Annotated in this window: 21 protein-coding genes; 19 read left to right on the top strand and 2 right to left on the bottom strand. The window is 66.9% G+C overall.

Annotation, left to right across the window (positions count from 1 at the left end; all coding sequences use genetic code 11):
• Positions 1-5: 5 nt before the first annotated feature.
• A complete protein-coding gene (locus tag OG984_RS17935; RefSeq protein ID WP_328527587.1) occupies positions 6-995 on the bottom strand; it encodes an aldo/keto reductase in 990 nt (329 codons plus the stop codon).
• 247 nt (positions 996-1,242) lie between these two features.
• On the opposite strand from OG984_RS17935, the gene rplJ reads away from it, so the two are divergent.
• The 15 genes from rplJ (at position 1,243) to OG984_RS17860 (ending at position 22,100) form a co-directional block, all read left to right on the top strand.
• Positions 1,243-1,824 carry a 50S ribosomal protein L10 gene (gene rplJ / locus OG984_RS17930; protein WP_165110521.1) on the top strand — a complete coding sequence of 194 codons (582 nt, stop codon included), beginning with the start codon at positions 1,243-1,245 and terminating at the stop codon, positions 1,822-1,824.
• Positions 1,825-1,917: 93 nt separating this feature from the next.
• On the top strand, positions 1,918-2,304 hold the full coding sequence (gene rplL / locus OG984_RS17925; protein WP_008362878.1) for a 50S ribosomal protein L7/L12: 387 nt from the start codon (positions 1,918-1,920) through the stop codon (positions 2,302-2,304).
• A gap of 392 nt (positions 2,305-2,696) precedes the next feature.
• A complete protein-coding gene (locus OG984_RS17920) occupies positions 2,697-3,680 on the top strand; it encodes an ABC transporter ATP-binding protein (protein ID WP_328527586.1) in 984 nt (327 codons plus the stop codon).
• A gap of 1 nt (position 3,681) precedes the next feature.
• Positions 3,682-4,467, top strand: coding sequence for an MlaE family ABC transporter permease (locus tag OG984_RS17915; RefSeq protein WP_008362876.1), 786 nt, complete (start codon positions 3,682-3,684; stop codon positions 4,465-4,467).
• 13 nt (positions 4,468-4,480) lie between these two features.
• Positions 4,481-5,308 (top strand): MlaE family ABC transporter permease, encoded by an 828-nt coding sequence (locus OG984_RS17910; RefSeq protein ID WP_008362875.1) that lies wholly within the window; start codon positions 4,481-4,483, stop codon positions 5,306-5,308.
• Positions 5,305-6,666: an MCE family protein gene (locus OG984_RS17905; protein WP_328527585.1), complete on the top strand. Its 1,362-nt coding sequence runs from the start codon at positions 5,305-5,307 to the stop codon at positions 6,664-6,666. Before OG984_RS17910 ends, OG984_RS17905 begins: the two co-directional genes overlap by 4 nt.
• Positions 6,663-7,715, top strand: a complete 1,053-nt coding sequence (locus OG984_RS17900; RefSeq protein WP_328527584.1) for an MlaD family protein — start codon at positions 6,663-6,665, stop codon at positions 7,713-7,715. Before OG984_RS17905 ends, OG984_RS17900 begins: the two co-directional genes overlap by 4 nt.
• Entirely contained in the window at positions 7,712-8,686 is a 975-nt protein-coding gene (locus OG984_RS17895; RefSeq protein WP_328527583.1) for an MCE family protein, read from the top strand. Before OG984_RS17900 ends, OG984_RS17895 begins: the two co-directional genes overlap by 4 nt.
• Positions 8,683-9,825, top strand: coding sequence for an MCE family protein (locus OG984_RS17890; protein ID WP_328527582.1), 1,143 nt, complete (start codon positions 8,683-8,685; stop codon positions 9,823-9,825). Before OG984_RS17895 ends, OG984_RS17890 begins: the two co-directional genes overlap by 4 nt.
• 26 nt (positions 9,826-9,851) lie before the next feature.
• Complete coding sequence (locus OG984_RS17885) at positions 9,852-11,348, top strand: MCE family protein (RefSeq protein WP_328527581.1); 1,497 nt, start codon at positions 9,852-9,854, stop codon at positions 11,346-11,348.
• The gene (locus OG984_RS17880; protein ID WP_328527580.1) at positions 11,345-12,613 is read left to right on the top strand and encodes an MlaD family protein; all 1,269 of its coding nucleotides are present in this window, start codon (positions 11,345-11,347) and stop codon (positions 12,611-12,613) included. The genes OG984_RS17885 and OG984_RS17880 overlap by 4 nt, the downstream gene beginning before the upstream one ends.
• A 137-nt stretch (positions 12,614-12,750) precedes the next feature.
• Positions 12,751-13,383 (top strand): hypothetical protein, encoded by a 633-nt coding sequence (locus OG984_RS17875; protein ID WP_328527579.1) that lies wholly within the window; start codon positions 12,751-12,753, stop codon positions 13,381-13,383.
• Positions 13,384-13,391: 8 nt separating this feature from the next.
• Complete coding sequence (locus OG984_RS17870) at positions 13,392-14,336, top strand: J domain-containing protein (protein WP_328527578.1); 945 nt, start codon at positions 13,392-13,394, stop codon at positions 14,334-14,336.
• Between the two features lie 331 nt (positions 14,337-14,667).
• Positions 14,668-18,138 carry a DNA-directed RNA polymerase subunit beta gene (gene rpoB / locus OG984_RS17865; RefSeq protein ID WP_328527577.1) on the top strand — a complete coding sequence of 1,157 codons (3,471 nt, stop codon included), beginning with the start codon at positions 14,668-14,670 and terminating at the stop codon, positions 18,136-18,138.
• An 86-nt stretch (positions 18,139-18,224) separates the two neighbouring features.
• Positions 18,225-22,100 carry a DNA-directed RNA polymerase subunit beta' gene (locus OG984_RS17860; RefSeq protein ID WP_328527576.1) on the top strand — a complete coding sequence of 1,292 codons (3,876 nt, stop codon included), beginning with the start codon at positions 18,225-18,227 and terminating at the stop codon, positions 22,098-22,100.
• 66 nt (positions 22,101-22,166) lie between these two features.
• Here OG984_RS17860 and OG984_RS17855 read toward each other — a convergent pair whose 3' ends face one another.
• The gene (locus OG984_RS17855) at positions 22,167-23,048 is read right to left on the bottom strand and encodes an alcohol dehydrogenase catalytic domain-containing protein (RefSeq protein WP_328527575.1); all 882 of its coding nucleotides are present in this window, start codon (positions 23,046-23,048) and stop codon (positions 22,167-22,169) included.
• Positions 23,049-23,158: 110 nt separating this feature from the next.
• On the opposite strand from OG984_RS17855, the gene OG984_RS17850 reads away from it, so the two are divergent.
• The 4 genes from OG984_RS17850 (at position 23,159) to OG984_RS17835 (ending at position 25,915) form a co-directional block, all read left to right on the top strand.
• Complete coding sequence (locus tag OG984_RS17850) at positions 23,159-23,545, top strand: winged helix-turn-helix transcriptional regulator (protein ID WP_328527574.1); 387 nt, start codon at positions 23,159-23,161, stop codon at positions 23,543-23,545.
• Between the two features lie 304 nt (positions 23,546-23,849).
• On the top strand, positions 23,850-24,308 hold the full coding sequence (locus OG984_RS17845) for a DUF4232 domain-containing protein (RefSeq protein WP_328527573.1): 459 nt from the start codon (positions 23,850-23,852) through the stop codon (positions 24,306-24,308).
• A gap of 30 nt (positions 24,309-24,338) precedes the next feature.
• Positions 24,339-25,406: a glycerophosphodiester phosphodiesterase family protein gene (locus tag OG984_RS17840; protein ID WP_328527572.1), complete on the top strand. Its 1,068-nt coding sequence runs from the start codon at positions 24,339-24,341 to the stop codon at positions 25,404-25,406.
• Between the two features lie 23 nt (positions 25,407-25,429).
• Complete coding sequence (locus OG984_RS17835; protein WP_328527571.1) at positions 25,430-25,915, top strand: pyridoxamine 5'-phosphate oxidase family protein; 486 nt, start codon at positions 25,430-25,432, stop codon at positions 25,913-25,915.
• Positions 25,916-25,917: the final 2 nt, after the last annotated feature.

Raw genomic sequence — 25,917 nt, 5'->3', positions numbered from 1 at the left:
GATCGTCACCAGCGCGAGTGCACGGCCTCGCGGAAGTGGGTGTCGTAGATCTGGCGGACGCCGGCGAGCAGCGCCTCGGAGAGCGGGGGAAGCGAGCCGGCGGCGGAGTTGGCGTGGGCCTGGGAGGGGTTGCGGGCGCCGGGGATGACGGTCGTGACGCCCGGCTGCTGGGCCACCCAGGCGAGCGCGACCTGGGCGGGGGTGGCGCCCTCGGGGCCGTGCTCGGCCACCAGTGCGGCGAACTCCTGGGCGGCCTTGACGCCGGTGGTGAAGTCGACGCCGGAGAAGGTCTCGCCGACGTCGAAGGCCTCGCCGTGGCGGTTGTAGGTGCGGTGGTCGTCGGCGGCGAACGTCGTCGACTCCGAGTAGCGGCCGGACAGCAGCCCGGACGCCAGCGGCACTCGCGCGATGATCCCGACACCGGCCTCCGCGGCCGCCGGGAGGACGCGGTCCAGCGGCTTGAGCCGGAACGCGTTCAGGATGATCTGGACGGAGGCCACGTTGGGCCGGGCGATGGCGGCCAGGGCCTGGTCGCAGGTCTCGACGCTGACGCCGTACGCGGCGATCACACCGTCCGCGACCAAGGCGTCCAGCGCGTCGTAGGTGGCCGAGGACTCGATCGTCTCCGACGGCGGGCAGTGCAGCTGCACCAGGTCGATCGTGTCGACGCCGAGGTTGGTGCGCGAGCGGTCCAGCCACTCGCGGAACGCGGCCGGCGTGTAGTTGGCCGGCACCTGCTCCACCCGGCGTCCCATCTTCGTGGCGACGAAGATGCCGTCGTGCGACCGCAGGAACCGTCCGATGACCTGCTCGCTGCGGCCGTCGCCGTAGACGTCGGCGGTGTCGAGGAAGGTCACCCCGTCATCCACCGCCGCCTCGAGGACCGCCAGGGCGTCCGACTCGCTGACCTCGCCCCAGTCGGCGCCGAGCTGCCAGGTGCCGAGACCGATGACCGACGCCGTGCGTCCGATCCTTCCGAAGGTGTGGCTCTCCATGGCCGCAAAGGTAGCGCCCGCCGCCGATTTGGCGGCACCCCGCGGCGTACGCATAATTGTTGTTCGAAACCAGAGACCGCCGGTTGTCAGGTGTGCATGCACCCGATCGAAGGTTCCGCAGGATGCGGACGGCCAGCGTAGGTGAAGAGCAAGACGAGATCGTACGTCACGCCCTGAGCCTGCGCTCGGGGCGTTTGTCATTCACGGGCCCTCGCCGGTGGGATCGATTCCCGGAAGAAGGAGACCCATGGCGCGGGCTGACAAGCAGGCTGCCGTTGCCGAGATCGCTGACGAGTTCAGCGCCTCGAGCGGTGTCGTGCTGACCGAGTACCGTGGTCTCACCGTTGGCGAGCTGAAGACTCTTCGTCGCTCGCTCGGTGAGAGCGCTAACTACGCCGTGGTCAAGAACACGCTGGCCAAGATCGCTGCCTCCCAGAGCGGCATCGAAGGCTTCGATGACCTGCTGACCGGCCCGACCGCGATCGCCTTCATCAAGGGTGACGTCGTCGAGGCGGCCAAGGGTCTGCGTGACTTTGCCAAGGCCAACCCCAACCTTGTCATCAAGGGCGGGTACCTCGACGGCAAGGCCATCGACGCTGCTGAGGTCGGCAAGCTTGCCGACCTCGAGTCGCGCGAGGTCCTGCTCGCCAAGCTTGCGGGCGCGTTCACCGCGACGATGTCCCAGGCTCTGTACGCCTTCAACGCTCTGCCCTCGAAGACCGCGCAGCTCGCTGCCGCTCTCGAGGCCAAGGCCGCGGAGGACCCCTCGATCCTCGCAGGTGGTGCCGCTGAGCCGGCTGCCGCCGAGGAGGCTCCGGCCGAGGCGTGATCGCCCCGGTCGTAACTAACCACCACCTGTAACCCGGCTCTGCCGCGTACTCAAAGAAATACGCACAGGGCCACCACGAAAGGAAATGCCATCATGGCGAAGCTCTCCACCGACGAGCTGCTCGACGCTTTCAAGGAGCTCACCCTCATCGAGCTCTCCGAGTTCGTCAAGGCCTTCGAGGACACCTTCGGTGTCACCGCTGCCGCTCCGGTCGCCGTTGCCGCTGCCGGCGCCCCGGGCGCCCCGGCCGCCGCCGCTGCCGAGGAGAAGGACGAGTTCGACGTCATCCTCGAGTCCGCTGGCGACAAGAAGATCAACGTCATCAAGGAGGTGCGCGCCCTGACCTCCCTCGGTCTGAAGGAGGCCAAGGAGCTCGTCGAGGGTGCCCCCAAGGCTGTCCTCGAGGCCGCCAACAAGGAGACCGCTGACAAGGCGAAGGAGGCCCTCGAGGCCGCCGGCGCCACGGTCACCGTCAAGTGATCTGAGGGCTTCGGCCCTGCGAGCCCGGGTTCGGCGGTTTCCGCCGGCCCGGGCTTGCTACATCGCGGAAACAGTTCCGCCACAGATCGGTCAAGCTGCAGCGCAGCGCTCCGATCGTTCCAACCGCGGGAGGCTACTGGAGAGTAGCCTCCCGCGGTTTGTTTCGTTATCTTGAACACACGCCGAGCGCGAAGGTCGTGATCCGACTGTCGATGTGTTCGCCGAAAGGACCCGTCTCGGGTGGCGATCACCGTCGCCGTTCGCAGCCGCTATGGTTTACAAAAGTGTGACGCGTGTCGCAGGAAGTGCGTAACCCCCGTCACACTCTGCCGTTAGTCGGGCAGTGGGGGACTTGAGGGAGACCTCCGCGAACAGGAAGGGAGCCGGCCCGGATGGGTGTAGACGTAAAGATCGAAGGGCTGACCAAGAGCTTTGGTAAGCAGCTCATCTGGAAGGACGTCACGCTGACGCTGCCCGCGGGCGAGATCAGCGTGATGCTCGGGCCGTCCGGCACCGGTAAGTCGGTGCTTCTCAAGACCCTGATCGGTCTGATCAAGCCAGACCAGGGATCCGTGGTCATCGAAGGCGTCGACATCGCCAGCTGTTCGGAGAAGGACCTCTACGAGGTCCGCAAGCTGTTCGGTGTCCTGTTCCAGGACGGCGCCATGTTCGGCTCGATGGACCTGTTCGACAACGTCGCGTTCCCGCTCCGTGAGCACACGAAGAAGAGCGAGTCGGAGATCCGCAACATCGTCATGGAGAAGATGGACCTCGTCGGTCTCATCGGCGCCGAGAACAAGCTTCCCGGTGAGATCTCCGGCGGTATGCGCAAGCGGGCCGGCCTGGCGCGTGCCCTCGTCCTCGACCCGGAGATCCTGCTCATCGACGAGCCCGACTCCGGTCTCGACCCGGTGCGCACCGCGTTCATCAACCAGCTCTTCATCGATCTCAACGCCCAGATCGACGCGACGTTCCTGATCGTGACCCACGACATCAACTCGACGCGTACGGTGCCGGACAACATCGGGTTGCTCTACCACAAGCACCTGGCGATGTACGGGCCCCGTGAGATGCTGCTCAGCTCCGAGGAGCCCGTGGTCCGGCAGTTCCTCAACGCCCAGACGATCGGTCCGATCGGCATGTCGGAGGAGAAGGACGCCGACGAGCTGGCCGCCGAGAAGGACATGGGCCTGCCCCCGCTCCCGCCGATCCCGATGCAGCTCGAGCCGTCCAACGGCATTCCCCGTAAGTACCAGCGCCCGCCGGGTGCATGGTGCCGTGAGAACGGTGTCACCCCGCCGCCAGGGTCGTTCCGGCCGGACGCGGCCATGGCCCCCGGCGGCGTGAAAGCAGATCCCACAGAGGCTCCCCACTGATATGTCTTCCCTGACCGCCGCCAGGGTCCTGAAACCGATCGGGACCGCTGGCTCACTCTTCGCGTTCGGACTGGACGTGGGGCGAGCCGTGTTCCGTCGCCCCTTCCAGTTCCGCGAGTTCATCCAGCAGGCGTGGTTCATCGCGTCGGTGACGATCGTCCCGACCGCGCTGGTCGCGATCCCCTTCGGCGCGGTCATCGCGCTGCAGGTGGGTGGCCTCGTGCAGCAGTTCGGTGCGCAGTCCTTCGTCGGGTCGGCCGCGGTCCTCGCGGTCGTCCAGCAGGCCGCCCCGATCGCGACCGCGCTGCTGGTCGCGGGTGCTGGTGGTTCGGCGATCGCCGCCGACCTCGGTGCCCGGAAGATCCGTGAAGAGCTCGACGCGATGATGGTTCTGGGCATCGACCCGATCCAGCGTCTGGTGGTCCCTCGTGTGCTCGCCGCGATGATGATCGCGGTCTTCCTCAACGGCCTGGTGTCGATCGTCGGCGTCATGGGCGGCTATGTCTTCAACGTCATCATCCAGGGCGGCACCCCGGGTGCCTACCTGGCCAGCTTCACCGCGCTGGCGCAGATGGCCGACCTGTGGCAGGGCCTGGCCAAGGCGCTCGTGTTCGGTCTGATCGCGGCGATCGTGGCTGCGTACAAGGGCATGAACGCGGGCGGCGGTCCGAAGGGCGTCGGTGACGCCGTGAACGAGTCGGTCGTCATCACGTTCCTGCTGCTGTTCATCGTCAACTTCGTGATGTCTGCGATCTTCCTGCAGATCATCCCGAGCAAGACCGGTTAGGAGGGCGAGACGGATGGCGAACATCAAGGCGATCTACGAGAAGCCTGCCAAGAGCCTCGACCACCTCGGTGACGAGCTCGGTTTCTACCTGCGCGCCGTGTCGTGGTTCCCGCGCACGCTCAGGCGCTACAAGAAGGAGATCCTCCGGATCCTCGCCGAGGTCACCCTCGGTTCCGGGGCACTGGCCGTCATCGGCGGCACCGTCGGCGTGATCCTGGCGATGACCTTCTTCACCGGAGCCCAGGTCGGGCTCTCCGGCTACACCGCCCTCGACCAGCTCGGCACGAGCGCGTTCTCGGGTTTCGTCTCGGCCTACTTCAACACCCGTGAGATCGCGCCGCTGGTCGCCGGCATCGCGCTCGCCGCGACGGTCGGCTGCGGTTTCACCGCTCAGCTCGGCGCCATGCGGATCTCGGAGGAGGTCGACGCGCTCGAGGTGATGGCGATCCCGTCCCTGCCCTTCCTGGTCACCACCCGGATGATCGGCGGCCTGATCGCGATCGTGCCGCTCTACGTGGTCGGTCTGCTCTCCTCCTACGTCGCCACCCGGTTCACGGTGATCCTCTTCTACGGCCAGAGCGCCGGCACCTACGACCACTACTTCAACACCTTCCTGCCACCCGTCGACGTGCTGTGGTCCTTCGGCAAGGTGCTGATCTTCGCGGTCGTGGTGATCCTGATCCACTGCTACCACGGCTACAACGCCTCCGGCGGCCCCGCTGGCGTGGGCGTCGCGGTCGGCAAGGCGGTGCGTACGAGCATCGTCGCCGTCTCCGTGCTCGACCTGATGCTCTCCATGGCGATCTGGGGTAGCACGACGACTGTGAGGTTGGCGGGATGACTCAGACACTCACCCGAGACGGCATCGAGCACCACGTGCCCGCTCCCCACAAGCGGAGCGCGGTGGCCCTCGCCTGGGCTCGGCAGAAGGGCAAGATCCTCGGGGTCGTCTTCATCGTCCTGGTTCTCGCCGCGCTCGCTCTGACCTGGGCCCAGTTCACCAACAGGTTCGGCAACTTCGAGGAGATCACCCTCAAGGCCGACCGCATCGGCCTCCAGCTGCCCGAGCGCGCCGACGTCAAGGTCCGTGGCCTGATCGTCGGCGAGGTACTCGAGATGAAGCCGACCGACGAGGGCGCCGAGCTGACCCTGGGGCTGTTCCCCGACGAGATCAGCAAGGTCCACCCCGACGTGACCGGCGCCATCCTCCCCAAGACGCTCTTCGGGCAGAAGTACGTCTCGCTGGTCCCGCCCGACACCGACTTCACCGAGCCGATCCAGCCCGGCGCGGTGATCGAGAAGACGAAGATGGCCACCGAGGTCCAGGCCGTGCTGCGTGACCTCTACCCGCTGCTGAGGACGATCCAGCCGGCCGACCTCAACATGACCCTCAACGCGATGGCCACCGCGCTCGAAGGCCGTGGCGAGAAGCTCGGTGAGTCGCTCGACACCCTCGACTCCTACCTGAAGCGGCTCAACCCCGAGATCCCGGCGCTGATCGAGGACCTCGAGCTCGCCACGAAGGTCTCCGGCACCTACCAGGCCGTGCTGCCCGAGCTGGGCCAGATCCTGCGCAACACCATCGTCACCGCGACCACGCTCGAGGACCGCGAGGACCAGCTCAACAAGATGCTGACCGACGTCACCGCGTTCTCGAACACCGCTGACGGATTCCTCGACGACAACGGAGACACGCTGATCCAGCTCGGTGAGGTCGGCCGGCCGGTCACCCAGGCGCTGGCGCGCTATGCGCCGATGTTCCCGTGCCTGATCGGTGGCATGGACATCCTGACCGACGAGTTCACCGAGGTGTTCCGCAACTACACCGTCCACATCACGCTGGAGACCCTGCCGCACCAGTCACGTCCGTGGTCGACCAAGGACAAACCGCGCTACGGCGCGGATATCGGTCCCGAGTGCGGACAGCTCCCGAACGCCCCGTGGAACCAGAAGAACCCCTTCACCCAGGTTCCCAACGTCGACGACGGAGTCGACGAGCCCACCGGAAAGGGCACCATGCGTGCAGCGACCGGGACCACCGAGTTCTCGCCCCTGTCCTATGTCGGTACGTCGGCCGAGGCCGATGTCATCAACGAGCTGTTCGCTCCGGGACTGGGCATGAGTGCCGATGAGGTCCCCGACCTCGGCGCGCTGATGCTCGGGCCGGCGGCACGCGGAGCGGAGGTGAGCTACCAGTGAGCGCAGTCAAGCTCTTCGATGCGAAGACCTTCCAGGACTTCTGGAAGCTGATCGTCTTCATCGTCGTCACGACGCTGGCCACCGCGCTGCTCGCGATCACGATCGGCAACGTGACCTTCGGCCAGACCGATGAGTACAAGGCGGTCTTCACCGACGTCACCGGCGTGAACAAGGGCGACGACGTACGCATCTCGGGGGTCAAGGTCGGCTCGGTGAAGGGCATCGAGATCTCCGACGACGCCCGCAGCGCCGTGGTCACCTTCACGGTGGACAGCGCGCAGCAGCTCGCGACGACCACCGAGGCGACGATCAAGTACCGCAACCTGATCGGCCAGCGCTACCTCGCGCTCACCAACCAGCTGGTGGGCGACGCGTCGGCGCTGCAGGAGGGTCAGACGATCCCGGTCGGTCAGACCCACCCGGCGCTCGACCTGACCGTGCTCTTCAACGGATTCAAGCCGCTGTTCCAGGCGCTGTCGCCGAACGACGTGAACACGCTGTCGTACGAGATCGTCCAGGTGTTCCAGGGCGAGGGCGGCACGCTGGAGAGCCTGCTCTCCCACACGGCGTCGCTGACCTCGACGCTGGCGGAGAAGGATCAGATCATCAACGCCCTGATCGACAATCTCACCGAGGTGCTCGAGCACGTGGGCGACCGGGAGAAGGAGCTCTCCAGCCTGATCGTGACCTTCCGCGACTTCGTCGGCGGCCTCAACAAGGACCGCGAGGCGATCCTGGGTTCCCTCGACCAGATCTCGGCGCTCTCCGTGGAGACCGCCGGCCTGGTGCACGACGCGAAGGACCCGCTCCTGGAGGACCTGCGTGAGGCCCGGCGGTTCTCCGACGAGGTGGCCAAGGACAAGAGGCAGCTCGACGACGCCCTCGAGCTCCAGCCGATCAAGCTGGACAAGATCGGGGCGACGGCCACCTACGGTGGTTGGTTCAACTTCTACCTGTGCGGCCTGCGGGGAACGATCCGCGATCCTGAGGGCAAGGACCTCGACATCCCGATCTACCAGCCCGGTCAAGCGAGGTGCAACCTCGGATGATTCCCTTCCGCGAACGTAACCCAGTCAAGATCGGCGCCGTCTCGATCGCCGTCCTCGCCATGCTGATGGCGATGGCGTTCAAGGCCGACAGCCTGCCGCTGATCGGTGGCGGCACCACCTACTACGCCAACTTCTCCGAGGCTGGTGGCCTGAAGACCGGCGACGAGGTCCGGGTGGCCGGCGTCCGGGTCGGCAAGGTCGACTCGATCGAGCTCGACGGCAACAAGGTCAAGGTCGGCTTCAAGATCCGTGAGAAGGTCAACTTCGGGGAGAACTCCGGCGCCGGCGTACGCGTGAAGACGCTGCTCGGCGACATGTTCCTCGAGCTCCAGCCGGCCGGCGAGGGCCAGATGAAGGCCGGCGCCACCATCCCGGTGGACCGTACGGAGTCGCCCTACGACGTGGTCCAGGCCTTCGAGGGTCTGGCCGACACCTCCGCCAACATCGACAAGGACCAGCTCGCCGCAGCTCTCACCACGCTCGCCGACCTGACCAGGTCGACGCCGGAGGAGTTCCAGGCCGCCCTCACCGGGGTCTCGGAGCTCTCCCGCAACCTGGCTGCCAAGGACGAGCGCATCGAGTCGCTGCTCACCCAGCTCGACCGGGTGACCAAGGTGCTCGACGAGCGCGACGAAGACCTGATCACGCTGATGAACGACGCCAACCAGCTCTTCGTGGCCCTGGTGGAGCGACGCGAGGCGGTCCACAACCTGCTCCTGTCCACCCAGCAGCTCTCGAAGGAGCTCTCCCAGCTGGTCGACGACAGCCGCGCAGATCTCAAGCCGGCCCTCGAGAGTCTCGACGTGATCCTCGACGTGTTCACGAAGAACGAGGAGAACCTCGAGAAGTCGCTGAACCTGATGGCGCCGTTCTACAGGGTCTTCAACAACACCCTGGGCAACGGCCCCTGGTGGGACACCTACGTCCAGAACATACCTCCCGTCCCGGCAGTCACTGGGAGGACTCCGTGAACAAGTACATCGTCCCGATCATCATCGGTGCCCTCGTCCTCGGCGTCGGCGCCTGGGCACTGGTCCGAGACACCGGCGAGAAGACGCTGGTGGCGCACTTCCCGCGCACGGTCTCCCTCTACGAGGGCAGCGACCTGCGCGTGCTCGGTGTCGCCGTCGGCAAGGTGACCACCGTCGAGCCGAACGGCACCGACGTCAAGGTCACCATGGAATACCGGGAGGACGTCGACCTGCCCGCCGACGGGAAGGCCGTGATCATCTCGCCCTCCATCGTCGGTGACCGCTACGTCCAGGTCACGCCCGCCTACGCCGGCGGCGAGAAGATGGACGACGGGGCGGTGCTGAGCACCGACAAGACGTCGGTCCCGGTCGAGCTCGACCAGATCTACTCCAGCGTCGACGACCTGGTGGTCGCGCTCGGTCCGGACGGCGCCAACAAGAACGGCGCCCTCACCGACCTGCTGCAGCAGACCGCGAAGAACCTCGGTGGCCAGGGCGAGAAGATCAACTCGACGGTCAGCGACCTCGGCAAGCTGACCAGGACGCTCGACAACCGCGACGAGCAGTTCTTCGACTCGGCCGAGCAGCTCGAGGGCTTCATCGGCACGCTCGCTGAGAACGACCAGACCGTACGCGACTTCGCCCAGGCCCTCGCGGAGGTGTCCTCGATGCTCGAGGGCGAGCGCGAGGAGTTGGCAGCTTCGTTGAAGAACCTGTCGGTGGCGCTGACCAAGGTGACCCAGTTCGTCAGGGAGAACAAGGCGATCCTGCGTGAGGACATCCAGGGTCTGAACCGGATCAGCAAGGTGCTCGTGAAGCAGCGCAAGGCACTCGACGAGAGCCTGCGGACCGCGCCGCTGGCTCTCACCAACCTGGGACATGCGTACAACCCGGAGACCGGCACGTTGGACACCAACGCCAACATCTCGATGGTCATCGACGAGATCACCCAGAACCCCGCCGCGTTCCTGTGCAGCCTCGTGGACCAGGCGACCAACGGCAGCAGTGCCGAGATCTGCAGCCAGATCCGGCAGATGCCAGGCCTCAACCGTTCCGCGGCGATCGGTCCCGGCACGGGCTCGTCCTACGGGGTGCCCTATGACATGTCGCTCGGCGGCCTGGTGGAGGTGACGGAGTAATGCTGAAGCGGAGCCCGAAGCGAACTGTGCCGACGACCATGAAGCGCGCCGTCCAGGCGTTCGTCGGCGTCATCGTCGGTGCCCTGATGCTGACCGGCTGCGGCAGCTTCTCCGTCTACGACCTCCCGCTCCCGGGCGGGGTGGACGCCGGGGACGACGCGATCTCGGTCACCGCACAGTTCCAGGACACCCTCGACCTGGTGCCGCAGTCGACCGTCAAGCTCGAGGACATCGACGTCGGCAAGATCGAGAAGATCTGGCTCGACGACGGTGTCGCCACCGTCGAGATGCTGCTGAAGAAGGACGTGGACCTGCCCGCCAACGTACGGGCCTCGATCCAGCAGACCTCGCTGCTCGGCGAGAAGTTCGTCTCTCTGGAGCGCCCGGCGGAGCCCGAGTCGACGAAGCTCACCGACGGTTCGACCATCCCGCTGTCCCAGACCGGCCGCAACCCGGAGATCGAAGAGGTCTTCAGTGCATTGAGCCTGCTGCTCAACGGTGGCGGCGTCGCCCAGCTGAAGACGATCTCGACCGAGCTCAACAAGGCGCTCGAAGGTCGCGAGGACTCGGCTCGCTCTGTTCTCCACCAGGTGGAGAAGCTGGCGCGCGACCTCGACAACAACAAGGAGAAGATCGTCGCGGCCATCGAGGCGCTCGACGCGCTGGCGAAGGCCACCAACGCGCAGATGGGTTCCATCGACGCCGCGCTCGACGAGCTGCCGTCGGCGCTCTCCAGCATCGACAAGCAGCGCGCCGACCTGGTCAAGATGCTTCAGGCCCTCGAGCGGCTCGGGGACACCGGCGTACGCGTCATCAGGGCGTCCAAGGACAACACCATCGGCATCATCAAGGACCTCGAGCCGGTCCTGTCGAACCTGGCCGACTCCGGGGACGACTTCGTCCGGGCGATGAACACGATCCTCACCTACCCGTTCGTCGACGCGGCCGTCGGTGGCTCGCCCCAGACCGCCCGCAACCTGCACCAGGGCGACTTCGTCAACCTCGACGTCACGCTCGACCTCAATCTCGACACCTTGCTCGACAACGCGCCCGATGTCCCCGCGACCGTGTGCTGGGCCAAGGACGAGGTCATCCGGCACCTCCAGGGCCGGGAGGGTCAGCAGCTGCTCGACGCGCTGAACGGGGCGTTGGACAAGGTCTGCGACGGCGCCTTCGCGAAGTCGTTGTCGGCGTGCCAGGAGGTGCTGACCGGTGCCCTCTCGGGAAAGGGCACCACCAGCGAGGTACGCCGGGCCTGCAACGCACTCCCGTCCGGACTGATCAGCACGCTGACCGACCTCCTCGGGCTCGACCTGGATCTGACCCCGAGCACGAGCGGCGGTACGTCAGGCGACGACGGTTCGGGCTGCGTACTGCTTCTCTTCTGCCGAGCCGGGGCGACCCCCGGGACGCACGCGGTGTCGTACGACGAGCTGAGCAAGGAACTCGATCCGGGTCTGACCTCCCTCATGATCCCGGCGCTGAGCACCGCCAGCAACACTCACATGGAGGGCGTCTCATGATCACCCGCCGCACCAAGATGCAGCTCATGATCTTCCTGCTGATCACCCTGGTCGGGGTCAGCTTCGTCGGTGCGCGCTACGCCCGCCTGGGGTCCCTGTTCGTCAAGGACCACTACGTCGTGGTGGCTCACTTCGCGCAGTCCGGAGGCATCTACGAGGACGCCGAGATCGACTACCGCGGCGTCAAGATCGGCCAGGTCGGTGAGCTGGTGCTCAACCGCAGCGGTGTCGACGTCACCCTGAAGATCGACAACGCCTGGAAGGACAAGATCCCGGCGGACAGCCTCGCCGTGGTCGGCAACCGCTCCGCCGTCGGTGAGCAGTACGTCGAGCTGCAGCCGCAGTCGAAGGGCTCGCCCTACCTCGAAGACGGGTCGGAGATCGCCCGTGCGGCCACCACGACACCGCTGCCGACCGAGAAGCTGCTCGAGGACATCACCACGACGGTCAACTCGGTCGACAAGGAAGCGTTGACCACCACGGTCGACGAGCTGGGCAAGGGTTTCGCCGGCACCGGCCGTGACCTGCAGACCATCATCGACACCGGCACAGCCTTCGTGGAGACCGCCGACCAGAACTTCGGGCTCACCACCCAGCTGATCCGGGACAGCAACACCGTCCTCCAGGGACAGCTGGACAGCACCTCGGCGATCAAGTCGTTCGCGACCGACCTGGAGCTGTTCACCGGCACGCTCGCCGGTTCCAACAAGGACCTGATCAAGCTGATCGAGAGCGGCTCGGCAGGCGCCACGGAGCTGCGGATGTTCCTGGAGCAGAACCAGGTGGAGATCGGCGAGCTCCTCAACCAGGTGCTGGTGACGGGCAAGGTCGTCCGGAAGAACCTGCCCGGCCTCAAGCACGTGCTCTCCATCTTCCCGATCGTCGTGGAGGGCAGCTTCGCGGTTGTCGACGTCGGCCACCCGGGTCTGGCCCAGGCACACTTCGGGATGGCGATCACGACTCAGCCTCCGTGCAAGCAGGGCTACCAGAGCACGAAGAAGCGCAGCCCGCTGGACCTGCAGAGCCGTCCGTTCAACACCGACGTCACCTGCACCGAGTCCCCGTCCAAGTCCAACGCCCGCGGCTCCAGCCAGGTCCCACGTGCCGCGGTCGGCGCTCCCAGCTCGGTGGCCACCTTCGACCCGGAGACGGGCATGCTGACCTGGGACGAGGCGGAGGACACCTCGGTGTCGACCGCGGCGCCGTCCTCCTACGGCGACGACGCCTGGAAGTGGCTCTACCTCCAGCCGATGGAGACCCAGTAGCGCGACGACTTCGACCACATGCAGCCAGCCGGGGTCGGGGCCCGGAGTGCTGCCGCATCGACCGATTCGCCGGCGGCGTACGGTGATGACGCCTGGAAATGGCTCCTGGAGCCACTGACCACAGAGAGTGATCCGCTTTGAGCACCACGACCGACCCCGGACCCGACACGGAGACCGGCTCAGGGAACGACCAGGCGACGGCGAGGCCGGGCGCTCTGCTCCGCTGGGGCGTGCTGGCGCTGCTGATCGCCGTCATCATCGCCGCCATCGGCTACGTCGGCTGGCAGCTGACCCGCGGCGCCGACGAGTCCGTGGTGAGCCAGCGCGAGCAGGTGATGGCCGCCGCCGACAAGTTCGTCGGGCGGGTCAACACCTACGGTCCCGAGGACATCGGCAGCGACAAGAAGACGATGCCGGACTACCGCAAGGAGGTCGGTGCGCTGCTCACCCCCAAGTTCGAGAAGAGCTTCCTGGGCAACGTCGCCTTCGCCGAAGCCACCGTCGTCCAGCAGGGCGTCGGCCGCACCAGCGACGTGCACGGCACGGCGGTCGCCGGTCTCGACGAGGACAGCGCGACCGTGCTGGTCGTCGCCGAGCTCGCGGTCAGCTACCCGAAGTCCGAGGGCTCCGAGGAGCGCGTCGAGGCGGCGCGGCAGCTCGCGCGGACGGAGGTGGAGCTCGTGAAGCAGGACGGGAAGTGGCTGGTCGACGACTGGTATCCCGCCGAGGAGGCTCCTACTTCGGAAAGCAGCGAAGGGGTGACACCATGAGTTCCACGATGACTTCTCCGACCTGGTACGACCTGCTCGACGTCGAGCCCGACGCCGCCACCGACGACATCCGGGCGGCGTGGAAGTCGGCGATCGCCGATCTGGACCCGACCGACCGTCGCTTCCGCACCCTCAACGAGGCCGCCGCCGTCCTTCTGGACGCTGACAAGCGGGCTGCGTACGACGCCGAGCTCGCCGCCTTGGAGGCCGCCGCCGCCGAGAGCGACGAGGACGAGAGCGACGAGGCCGATGACGACGGTCCTGAGGCCGCCGTGGAGACCGCTGCTGTCGAGGACGCGGTGGCCGAGGACGTACCGGACGCTCCCGAGGACGCCGAAGACTCCGAAGGCGAGGCGAAGGAGTCCGGCGGCCGTACGCTCCCGGTGCTCCCGACGTGGGGACTGCTCGCCGCCGGCGCCCTCGCCCTGGCAGCGGTCGTCGCCGCTGGCGTGGTCTTCTTCGGGCAGGAGAAGGTCGAGACCGTCTCCAACAACAACGTCACGACCAGCACGGTCGAGGGCGCGGTGGGCAAGCAGATCACCCGCAACCACAAGCTGCTCGTCGAGGAGCAGGGCGCGGTGGCCCTCGAGGCGGCCAAGAAGGCCGTGGTCCCGCTGCTGTCCTACGACTACAGCAAGATGGACGAGTCGAAGAGCAAGGCTCACGACGTGATGACGAAGGACTACCGCGAGGACTACGACCGCCTCTTCGCGGTGCTCGTCGACAACGTTCCCGAGACGAAGACCGTGGTGAAGACGCTCGCCCCGGTCGACGCCGGCGTCATCCGGGTCTCCGACGACACCGTGCAGATCCTGGTGCTGGTCGACCGTCAGGTCACCAACGCCCAGCGGAGCACCCCGATCGGCTACCAGGAGTACGCGATGCTCACGATGGCCCAGGTCGGCGACGAGTGGCTGGTGGACAAGGTCGAGACGCAGCCCAGCAAGGACTAGGCCCACAGGCCCAGGTCCTACCTGTCAAGTGATCGGATCAACCTTCCCGGAGGACGGACCGATTGGCGCGGATGCTTGACCCGGGGTGCCGAAGAGGCGCATGATCATCCGCGATGCTCGACAAGGCAACGAACCACAACGCCGAACCTCGGGCGCCGAAGGTGTGAATGAAGGAACGCCGGACTTGAAATTGGGCCCGGTGTTGTGAAGTGCGCTTTTGTGCCGTACTATGGCGCTTTGCGCATGCCTTCATATGCCCCTCAGCCTGCCCGGTGGCTGTTCGGTGGTCGGCAGCGCGAATCCACCTGCGAACCTTGTCGAAGGATTCCTCTTGGCCGCGCGCACCTCGTCGGGTGACTCCACCCCTCGCCGCATCTCTTTCGCAAAGATCTCAGAGCCTCTCGAGCTCCCTCAGCTCCTCGCCCTCCAGACCGAAAGCTTTGACTGGCTGATCGGCAACGAGCGCTGGCAGGAGCAGGTTGCCGCCCGCGAAGCCGCGGGTGAGGACGTGTCTCACAAGTCCGGTCTACAGGAGATCTTCGAAGAGATCTCCCCGATCGAGGACTTCTCGGAGACGATGTCCCTCTCTTTCGAGAGCCCTGTCTTCTACGACCCCAAGTACACCGTCGAGGAGTGCAAGGAGAAGGACTTCACCTACTCCGCGCCGCTCTATGTCTCGGCGGAGTTCACCAACAACGACACTGGTGAGATCAAGGGCCAGACGGTCTTCATGGGTGACTTCCCGCTCATGACCGACCAGGGCACCTTCGTCATCAACGGCACCGAGCGTGTGGTCGTCTCCCAGCTCGTCCGGTCCCCGGGCGTCTACTTCGAGCGCACCGCCGACAAGACGTCCGACAAGGACATCTACACCGCCAAGCTGATCCCGAGCCGCGGTGCCTGGCTCGAGTTCGAGATCGACAAGCGCGACCTGGTCGGCGTCCGCCTCGACCGCAAGCGCAAGCAGAACGTCACCGTGCTGCTCAAGGCCCTCGGCTGGACCAACGAGCAGATCCGCGAGGAGTTCGGCGAGTACGAGTCGATGATGCTGACCCTGGAGAAGGACAGCACCACCGCCCAGGACGACGCGCTGCTCGACATCTACCGCAAGCTGCGCCCGGGCGAGCCCCCCACGCGTGAGGCCGCGCAGACGCTGCTGAACAACTACTACTTCAACCCGAAGCGCTACGACACCGCCAAGGTCGGCCGCTACAAGGTCAACAAGAAGCTCGGTCTGACCGAGGCCTTCGACCAGCAGACCCTGACCGTCGACGACATCGTCGCGACGATCAAGTACGTGGTGGCGCTGCACGACGGGCGTACGCAGCTCGAGACCCCGCAGGGCACGATCGACATCGCCGCCGACGACATCGACCACTTCGGCAACCGCCGGATGCGGACGGTCGGCGAGCTGATCCAGAACCAGCTGCGTACCGGCCTGGCTCGTATGGAGCGCGTCGTGCGCGAGCGGATGACGACCCAGGACGTCGAGGCGATCACGCCGCAGTCCCTGATCAACATCCGTCCCGTGGTCGCTGCGCTGAAGGAGTTCTTCGGCACCTCGCAGCTGTCGCAGTTCATGGACCAGAACAACCCGCTCGCGGGCCTGACGCACAAGCGTCGTCTGTCGGCCCTCGGTCCGGGTGGTCTTTCCCGTGACCGCGCCGGCATGGAGGTCCGAGACGTCCACCCGTCGCACTACGGCCGGATGTGTCCGATCGAGACCCCTGAAGGTCCCAACATCGGTCTGATCGGCTCGCTGGCCTCCTTCGGCCGGATCAACCCGTTCGGTTTCGTCGAGACGCCCTACCGCAAGGTCGAGAACGGCGTCGTCACCGACAAGATCGACTACCTGACCGCCGACGACGAGGACAAGTACGTCATCGCGCAGGCCAACGCGGCCGTCGACGAGAACATGCGGTTCGCCACCGAGCGCGTCCTGGTCCGCCAGCGCGACGGTGAGGTCTCCGAGCTCCTGGCCGACGAGGTCGACTACATCGACGTCTCGCCGCGCCAGATGGTGTCGGTCGCGACCGCGCTGATCCCGTTCCTCGAGCACGACGACGCCAACCGTGCGCTCATGGGCGCCAACATGCAGCGTCAGGCCGTTCCGCTGGTCCGCAGCGACTCGCCGCTGGTCGGCACCGGCATCGAGTACCGGGCCGCGGTCGACGCCGGTGACGTGCTCGTCGCGAAGAAGGCCGGTGTCGTCAAGGAGGTCTCCGCCGACGTCATCGAGACCCTCAACGACGACGGCACCTACACCACCTACAAGCTCGCGAAGTTCGAGCGCTCCAACCAGGGCAACTGCGTCAACCAGCAGCCGCTGGTCGACGAGGGCGCCCGGGTCGAGGTCGGCTCCCCGCTGGCCGACGGTCCGGCGACCCAGGGTGCCGAGATGGCGCTGGGTGCCAACCTGCTGGTCGCCTTCCAGTCGTGGCAGGGCCACAACTACGAGGACGCGATCATCCTCTCCCAGCGTCTGGTGCAGCAGGACTACCTCACCTCGATCCACATCGAGGAGCACGAGGTCGACGCTCGCGACACCAAGCTGGGTCCGGAGGAGATCACCCGGGACATCCCGAACGTCTCCGAGGAGATGCTGGCCGACCTCGACGAGCGCGGCATCATCCGCATCGGCGCCGAGGTCACCACCGGTGACATCCTGGTCGGCAAGGTCACGCCGAAGGGCGAGACGGAGCTCACCCCGGAGGAGCGTCTGCTCCGCGCGATCTTCGGTGAGAAGGCGCGCGAGGTCCGCGACACCTCGATGAAGGTTCCGCACGGCGAGGAGGGCACCGTCATCGGTGTCCGGGTCTTCGACCGTGAGGAGGGCGACGAGCTGCCCCCGGGCGTGAACCAGCTGGTTCGGGTCTACGTGGCGCAGAAGCGCAAGATCTCCGTGGGTGACAAGCTCGCCGGCCGTCACGGCAACAAGGGCGTCATCGCGAAGATCCTGCCGGTCGAGGACATGCCGTTCATGGAGGACGGCACCCCGGTCGACGTTCTGCTCAACCCGCTCGGTGTTCCGCGTCGTATGAACATCGGACAGGTCCTGGAGCTCCACCTCGGCTGGCTCGCCAAGCAGGGTTGGGACCTCAACCTCTCCGACGACCCCGACGACAGCGCCTGGAAGCAGCGCCTGATCAAGATCCACGCCGACAAGGCCGAGCCGGGCACCAAGGTGGCCACGCCGGTCTTCGACGGTGCGCGTGAGGACGAGATCACCGGTCTGCTCAGCGCGACCCTCCCGAACCGGGACGGTCGGCGTGTGGTCGGCACCGACGGCAAGGCCCGCCTCTTCGACGGCCGCTCCGGCGAGCCGTTCCCGGAGCCGGTGGCCGTGGGCTACATGTACATCCTGAAGCTGCACCACCTGGTCGACGACAAGATCCACGCGCGTTCGACCGGTCCGTACTCGATGATCACCCAGCAGCCGCTCGGCGGTAAGGCCCAGTTCGGTGGCCAGCGCTTCGGTGAGATGGAGGTCTGGGCGATGGAGGCGTACGGCGCCGCCTATGCCCTGCAGGAGCTCCTGACCATCAAGTCGGACGACGTGCCCGGCCGCGTGAAGGTGTACGAGGCGATCGTCAAGGGCGAGAACATCCCCGACTCGGGTATCCCGGAGTCGTTCAAGGTTCTCGTCAAGGAGATGCAGTCGCTGTGCCTGAACGTCGAGGTTCTGAGCCAGGACGGTTCGGCGATCGAGCTCCGTGACGCGGAGGAGGACGTCTTCCGCGCCGCCGAGGAGCTCGGCATCGACCTGTCCCGCCGCGAGCCCTCTTCCGTAGAGGAAGTCTGACGAGCGGGAGGTGCGCCTGCGGGCGCACCTCCCTCCCTCAGTCCCCTTTAACTTTCCAAGAACTAACGAAGGAACTGGAAGCCACCGTGCTCGACGTCAACTTCTTCGATCAGCTCAAGATCGGCCTGGCCACCGCGGACGAGATCCGCGCGTGGAGCCACGGCGAGGTCAAGAAGCCTGAGACCATCAACTACCGCACGCTCAAGCCCGAGCGTGACGGCCTCTTCTGCGAGAAGATCTTCGGTCCCACCCGGGACTGGGAGTGCTACTGCGGCAAGTACAAGCGCGTGCGCTTCAAGGGCATCATCTGTGAGCGCTGTGGCGTCGAGGTCACCCGCTCCAAGGTACGCCGCGAGCGCATGGGCCACATCGAGCTCGCCGCTCCGGTGACCCACATCTGGTACTTCAAGGGCGTTCCGTCGCGGCTGGGCTACCTGCTCGACCTCGCTCCGAAGGACCTGGAGAAGGTCATCTACTTCGCTGCGTACATGATCACCTCGGTCGACGAGGACGCGCGTCACCGCGACCTGTCCTCGCTCGAGGCCAAGGTCGACCAGCAGCGCAAGATGCTGACCGGCCGGCTCGACGTGGCGATCAACGACCGCGCCAAGAAGCTCGAGACCGACCTGGCCGCGCTCGAGGCCGAGGGCGCCAAGTCCGACGCCAAGCGCAAGGTCAAGGACGGCGCCGAGCGCGAGATGAAGCAGCTGCGCGACCGCACCGAGCGTGAGGTCAACCGTCTCGACGAGGTCTGGGACACCTTCAAGAACCTGAAGGTCCAGGACCTCATGGGTGACGAGCTGCTCTACCGCGAGATGAAGACCTGGTTCGGCAAGTACTTCGAGGGCCACATGGGCGCCACGGCGATCCAGAAGCGCCTCGAGAACTTCGACATCGACGCCGAGGTCGAGAACCTGCGCGAGACCATCGCCACCGGCAAGGGTCAGCGCAAGGTCCGTGCGCTCAAGCGCCTCAAGGTCGTCGACGCCTTCCGCAAGACCGGCAACCAGCCGACCGGCATGGTGCTCGACGCCGTCCCGGTCATCCCGCCGGACCTGCGCCCGATGGTGCAGCTCGACGGTGGCCGCTTCGCGACCTCCGACCTCAACGACCTCTACCGTCGTGTGATCAACCGCAACAACCGCCTCAAGCGTCTCCTCGACCTCGGTGCCCCCGAGATCATCGTGAACAACGAGAAGCGGATGCTGCAGGAGGCCGTCGACTCGCTGTTCGACAACGGCCGTCGTGGCCGTCCGGTCACCGGGCCGGGCAACCGTCCGCTGAAGTCGCTCTCCGACATGCTCAAGGGCAAGCAGGGTCGTTTCCGTCAGAACCTGCTCGGTAAGCGCGTCGACTACTCCGGTCGTTCGGTCATCGTGTCGGGTCCGCAGCTGAAGCTGCACCAGTGCGGTCTGCCCAAGCAGATGGCCCTGGAGCTCTTCAAGCCGTTCGTGATGAAGCGCCTGGTGGACCTGAGCCACGCTCAGAACATCAAGTCCGCCAAGCGGATGGTCGAGCGCGCCCGTCCGGTCGTGTGGGACGTCCTCGAAGAGGTCATCACCGAGCACCCGGTTCTGCTGAACCGTGCGCCGACCCTGCACCGCCTCGGCATCCAGGCCTTCGAGCCGCAGCTGATCGAGGGTAAGGCCATCCAGCTGCACCCGCTCGTCTGCACCGCGTTCAACGCGGACTTCGACGGTGACCAGATGGCTGTCCACCTGCCGCTGTCGGCGGAGGCGCAGGCCGAGGCTCGCATCCTGATGCTCTCGACCAACAACATCCTCAAGCCGTCCGACGGCCGTCCGGTCACCATGCCGACCCAGGACATGATCATCGGTCTCTACTTCCTCACCTCCGACCGCGACGGTGAGGTCGGCGAGGGTCGTGCGTTCTCGTCCCCGGCCGAGGCCATCATGGCCTTCGACCACCTCGAGATCACGCTGCAGTCGAAGATCAAGATCCGTCTCGACGACATCGTCCCGCCGACCGGCTACGACGTGCCGGAGGGCTGGACCCTGGGCGAGCCGCTCGTGGTCGAGACCACGCTGGGCCGGGTGATCTTCAACGACACCCTGCCGGCCGACTATCCCTTCGTGAACTACGAGGTCGGTAAGAAGCAGCTCGGCGCGATCATCAACGACCTGGCCGAGCGCTACACCAAGGTCGAGGTCGCGGCGTCGCTGGACGCGCTCAAGGACAACGGCTTCCACTGGGCCACCCGTTCGGGTGTCACGGTCTCCATCGACGACGTCACCACGCCGCCGAACAAGGCCGAGATCCTCGAGGGCTTCGAGAAGCAGGCTGCCAAGGTGCAGAAGCAGTTCGAGCGTGGTCTGGTCACCGACGAGGAGCGCCGTCAGGAGCTCGTCGAGATCTGGACCGAGGCCGCCAAGGTCGTCGGTGCTGCGATGGAGGAGGCGTTCGACCGCAAGAACCCGATCTTCATGCAGGTCACCTCGGGCGCCTCGGGTAACTTCAACCAGATCCGCCAGGTCGGCGCCATGCGAGGCCTGGTGGCCAACCCGAAGGGCGAGATCATCCCGCGGCCGATCAAGTCGAACTTCCGCGAGGGTCTCTCCGTCCTGGAGTACTTCATCTCCACCCACGGTGCTCGTAAGGGTCTGGCCGACACCGCGCTGCGTACCGCCGACTCGGGTTACCTGACCCGTCGTCTGGTGGACGTCTCGCAGGACGTCATCATCCGTGAGGACGACTGCGGCACCGAGCGCGGTCTGCCGAAGGTGATCGGTGTCGACCAGGGCGGCGTCGTCGTCAAGGACGACAACGCCGAGACCGCTGCGTACGCTCGCACGGCTGCCGTCGACATCGAGCACCCGCAGACCGGCGAGGTTCTCGCGGTCGCCGGTGAGGACCTGGGCGACGTCAAGATCGAGGAGCTGGTTCGCGCCGGCATCACCGAGGTCAAGGTCCGGTCGGTCCTCACCTGTGAGGCCCGCACCGGTACGTGTGCCAAGTGCTACGGCCGCTCGCTGGCCACCGGCAAGCTCGTCGACATCGGTGAGGCGGTCGGCATCATCGCCGCCCAGTCCATCGGTGAGCCGGGCACCCAGCTGACGATGCGTACGTTCCACACCGGTGGTGTGGCCTCGGCCGACGACATCACGCAGGGTCTGCCGCGTGTCGTCGAGCTCTTCGAGGCGCGTACGCCGAAGGGTGTCACGCCGATCTCCGAGGTGGCCGGTCGCGTCGAGATCGAGGAGACCGACAAGGCCCGCAAGGTCCTGGTCACCCCGGACGACGGTTCGGACGTCAAGGAGTACGTCGTCTCCCGTCGCTCGCGGCTGCGGGTCGCCGACGGCGACCACATCGAGGTCGGCCAGGCGCTGACCATCGGTACGCCGGACCCCAAGGAGGTCCTCCGTATCCTCGGTGTCCGCAAGACGCAGCAGCACCTCGTCGACGAGGTCCAGGCCGTGTACCGGTCGCAGGGTGTGTCCATCCACGACAAGCACATCGAGATCATCGTGCGGCAGATGCTGCGCCGGATCACGGTGCTCGAGTCCGGTGACACCAACCTGCTGCCGTCCGACCTGGCCGACCGCATCGACTTCGAGTCGGAGAACCGGCGCGTGGTCTCCGAGGGCGGCAAGCCGGCCTCGGGTCGTCCGGAGCTGATGGGTATCACCAAGGCCTCGCTGGCCACCGAGTCCTGGCTGTCGGCGGCCTCCTTCCAGGAGACCACCCGCGTCCTCACCGACGCTGCCATCAACGGCCGCTCCGACTCGCTGCGCGGTCTGAAGGAGAACGTCATCATCGGTAAGCTCATCCCGGCCGGCACCGGCCTGGAGCGCTACCGCAACATCAAGGTCGAGCCGACCGACGAGGCTCGCGCCGCGGCGTACTCCGTGACCGGTTACGACAACTACGACTACGAGTTCGGCAACACCGGCGGCCAGGCCGTCGCGCTGGACGACTTCGACTTCGGCTCCTACCAGAGCTAGTCGAGAGTGGTCTCGAAGGCCCCGCTTCCCTCAGGGAGGCGGGGCCTTCGCCCTTCCCGGCCACGGTCAGGGGATCAGCAGCCAGCGCCCGTCCGATCCCGGCGCCGCGTCCGCCTCCTGGTAGGCCTCGGCGGCCTTGCTCAGCGGACGGGTCGCGGCGATCCGGGTCGGCACGGTGCCGTCGGCAGCCAGCCGCAGCAGCTCGGCAAGAGTCCTCCCGTCGGCATGGCTCATCACGGTCGAGACCTCGATGCCGCGCTCGGGCTCCGGCGCCCGGCCGGGCTTGACGCTGATGTAGCGGCCGCCGTCGCGTACGCCTGACAGGGCGGGATCGTTGAGCGCCGCCAGATCGAGGACGGCGTCGTGCGCGCGCGGTTCGATCTCGGTGACGGTGTGGTCGGCGCCGGTGGCGAGGTGCTCGGTGCCGGGACGTACGAGGGCGTCGACCGTCCAGCCGTCGGCCTTCGCGAGAGCCAGTGCCCACAGGCCGACCCCGCCGGCGGCCCCGGTGATGAGCAGGCTGCCGCGTTCGGGGCCGAGGAGATCGAGCGCCTGGCGGGCGGTGAGCGCGTTGAGCGGGGCCGCGGCGGCGGCCTCGAGGGAGAGCCCGTCGGGCAGCGCCGCTGCGTCGGCCGCTGCGAGCACGACCTCGGTGGCGTGGGCGCGGGCACCGGCGGCAGGGTTGCCGTGGAACCCGGCGACCCGGTCCCCGACGGTGAACGCGGAGACCGCCTCGCCGACCTCGGTGACGACGCCGCTGAAGTCGAAGCCGAGGCCGATCACGTCGGGAAGGCCGATGGGGGCGTGGTCGGCGGCGACGAAGGCGTCGAAGAGGGTGAAACCCGCGGCGGCCACCTCCACCCGGATCTCGTCGGCGCCCAGCGGCTGGGCCGGGAGCTCCTCGAGGTGCGGGGTCGGGTCGCCGGCGCGGGAGATGAGTGCGTACATGGTGTTTCGTCCTTTGGTGTGATCGACTGGTTGTATGCACTACTTTCGGTGCCTTACTCTCTTCTGGGAAGAAGGCACTTTGAAGTGGTGTACGCACCTGGAGGTCTGCCATGGGGACGACGACGGCCGAGCGGCCGGGCGGATTCGACGCGTTCTCGGCGCTGTGTCCGAGCCGGCGACTGCTGGACACGATCGGCGACAAGTGGGTGAGCCTGGCGATCGTCGCGCTGGGTCTCCGGGGGCCGTTGAGGTATTCGGAGCTGGCCTCGCAGATCGAGGGTGTCAGCCAGAAGATGCTGACCCAGTCGCTGCGGAGGATGGAGCGTGACGGCCTGCTGACCCGCACGGTGACGCCGTCGGTGCCGGTGCGCACCGACTACGAGCTGACGCCGCTGGGGCAGACGCTGCTGCCCGTCCTCGCCCACCTCAAGGAGTGGGCCGAGGAGCACATGGCCGAGGTGGACGAGGCCCGCACGACGTACGACGGCAGGGCCTGAGATTTTCTCGGGATCGGACGCAACGAACCCTGAGGTCCGCGCGTCTCAGGGGTAGGACGATGAGTTAACTGGCTGGGTTATCTGGCTGGCATCTGCTACTCGAGGAGCAAAGATGCGGCACCTACGGCTGATGGTGGTCGGCGTCTGGATCCTCGGCGTGCTCGCGGTGGGAGGTTGCGGGTCGACAAAGGACGGGGCGGTCGACTCTTCACCATCTGCCTCCGGGACCGCGGATCCCACCTCGGGAAGCAGTGCGCCATCGTCCCCGACTCAGTCCTCACCGGCGGCCACGGGGGGTTCGCCGGTGAGGACTGAGTCTCAGGCTGCTGATCCCGCGCCGGCGGATCCGGTGACACCGAAATGCGCCAACGCCGACCTGAAGGCCGGCTATCGAGCGACCGAGGCGGGTGCGGGTTCGAGGTTCGGTGAGATCACCCTGACCAACGTCTCCGACCACGCGTGCTCGCTGGGTGGTTTCGGGGGGCTCTCCTACGTCGGGGGCGGCAACGGCACCCAGATCGGTGCGCCGGCGGAGCGCGAGGGCACCTGGCGCAAGGTGATCATGAAGCCGGGCCAGGTGGCGGTGAGCGCGGTCGCGGAGTCGACCGCCGAGAACTATCCGGCCTCGGACTGCAAGCCGACCGAGGTGGACGGGTTCCGGGTCTACGTTCCGGACTCCTACGACTCCCAGTTCGTCCGTCACAAGACGACCGGGTGTGCCGACAAGAACGTGTCGCTCCTGTCTCATCGCGCGTTCCACTAGCGGCCATCCGGAGGCGGGATCCTGGCGGGCATGAGACGTGTCCGAGCAGGCCTCCTCGTTGCCGCGGCGCTCCTGGTGAGCTCCGCCGTCACCCCGGCGTACGCCGACAGCGATCCGCGCGCCTTCGACCTCCAGGCGCACCGCGGTGGCATCGCGCTGACGGTGGAGAACACGCTGCCGGCCTTCGCGCGGGCGCTCGAGCTGGGCGTGAGCACCCTCGAGCTCGACGTGCAGATCACCGAGGACGGCTATGCGGTCGTGACCCACGACCGGGACCCGAACCCGGCCAAGTGCGTCGACACCTCGCCGGCGTTCCCGGGAGATCCGGAGTTCCCGTACGTGCCTAACCGGACCTACATCAAGGACCTGACGCTCGCCCAGGTGCGCACGATCGACTGCGGGTCGCTGCGCCAGCCGCAGTTCCCCCAGCAGGAGCTGTCGCCGGGGGAGCGGATGCCGCTGCTCTCGGAGGTGTTCGCGCTGGTCAACAGCTATCACGCCGGGCAGGTCACGCTGAACGTGGAGACCAAGGTCGAGGCCGGGGCGCCGGAGCAGACCGCGCCCCGCGAGCAGTTCGTACGTGTCGTCCTGGCCGAGATCAGGCGCGCGCACATCCGCAACCAGGTCACCATCCAGAGCTTCGACTGGGGTGCGCTGAAGCGGTTCCGCGAGGTCGAGCCGCGGCTGCCGATCGTCGCCCTGACCAACGGGCAGCAGTTCCTCCAGCAGGGACAGCCGGGCGCCTCGCCGTGGCTGGGCGGGATCGACATCGACGACTTCGAGGGGTCGCTGCAGCAGCGGTACGTCGCGGCCGCGGACTCGTTCGGGGCGGATGCGGTCTCGCCGGTCCACGGTGACCCGCAGGGCGGATCGGTGTCGGACCCGGGCTATGTGCCGTTCACGACCCAGGAGTTGGTCGACGCGGCACATGCGCGCGGGATCGCGGTCGTGCCGTGGACGGTGGACGACGTCGCCACCATGGAGCACCTGATCGGGCTCGGGGTCGACGGGCTGATCACCGACAGGCCGGACGTGCTGCGCGAGGTGCTGGCCGAGCACGGCTTCAAGCTGCCGCGTATATACGCAGGTCACGAGTAAGGAAGTCGCCTACCCTCTGGGGTATGGCAGCTGATCTGGACAGACACGTCCGTGGGATCGTCGACAGCGTCGCCTATCTGGTGCTGGCGACCTCGGATCCCGACGGGCGGCCGCGTACGTCGCCGGTCTACTTCTCTCACGACGGCTATCGGGACCTCTACTGGGTCTCGGCACCCGACGCCCAGCACTCCCGCAACATCGTGCGCGACCCGCGCGTGGCCGGGGTCATCTTCGACTCCTCGATCCCGCCCGGGTCGGGCGCGAGCGCGGCGTACGTCACCGGGATGGCCCGCCAGGTGCCCGACTTCGAGCTCGAGAAGCGCTGCGCGGTGGCGTTCCACCGGCTGGTCGGCACGGCCCGGGCGTTCAAGCCCGAGGAGCTGCGCGGGGAGGCGTCGTTGCGGCTCTACGTGATGGACGTGGAGCTCTGGGAGGCGCACCTTCCCGGGGTCGACCCCGACGACGAGGCGGCGCCGGAGACCCGGGTCGAGGCGGCTCCGGAGATCTGAGG

This window comes from Nocardioides sp. NBC_00368, assembly GCF_036090055.1.
Taxonomy (GTDB): Bacteria; Actinomycetota; Actinomycetes; order Propionibacteriales; family Nocardioidaceae; genus Nocardioides.
This window is presented reverse-complemented; position numbering and strand designations above follow the sequence as displayed.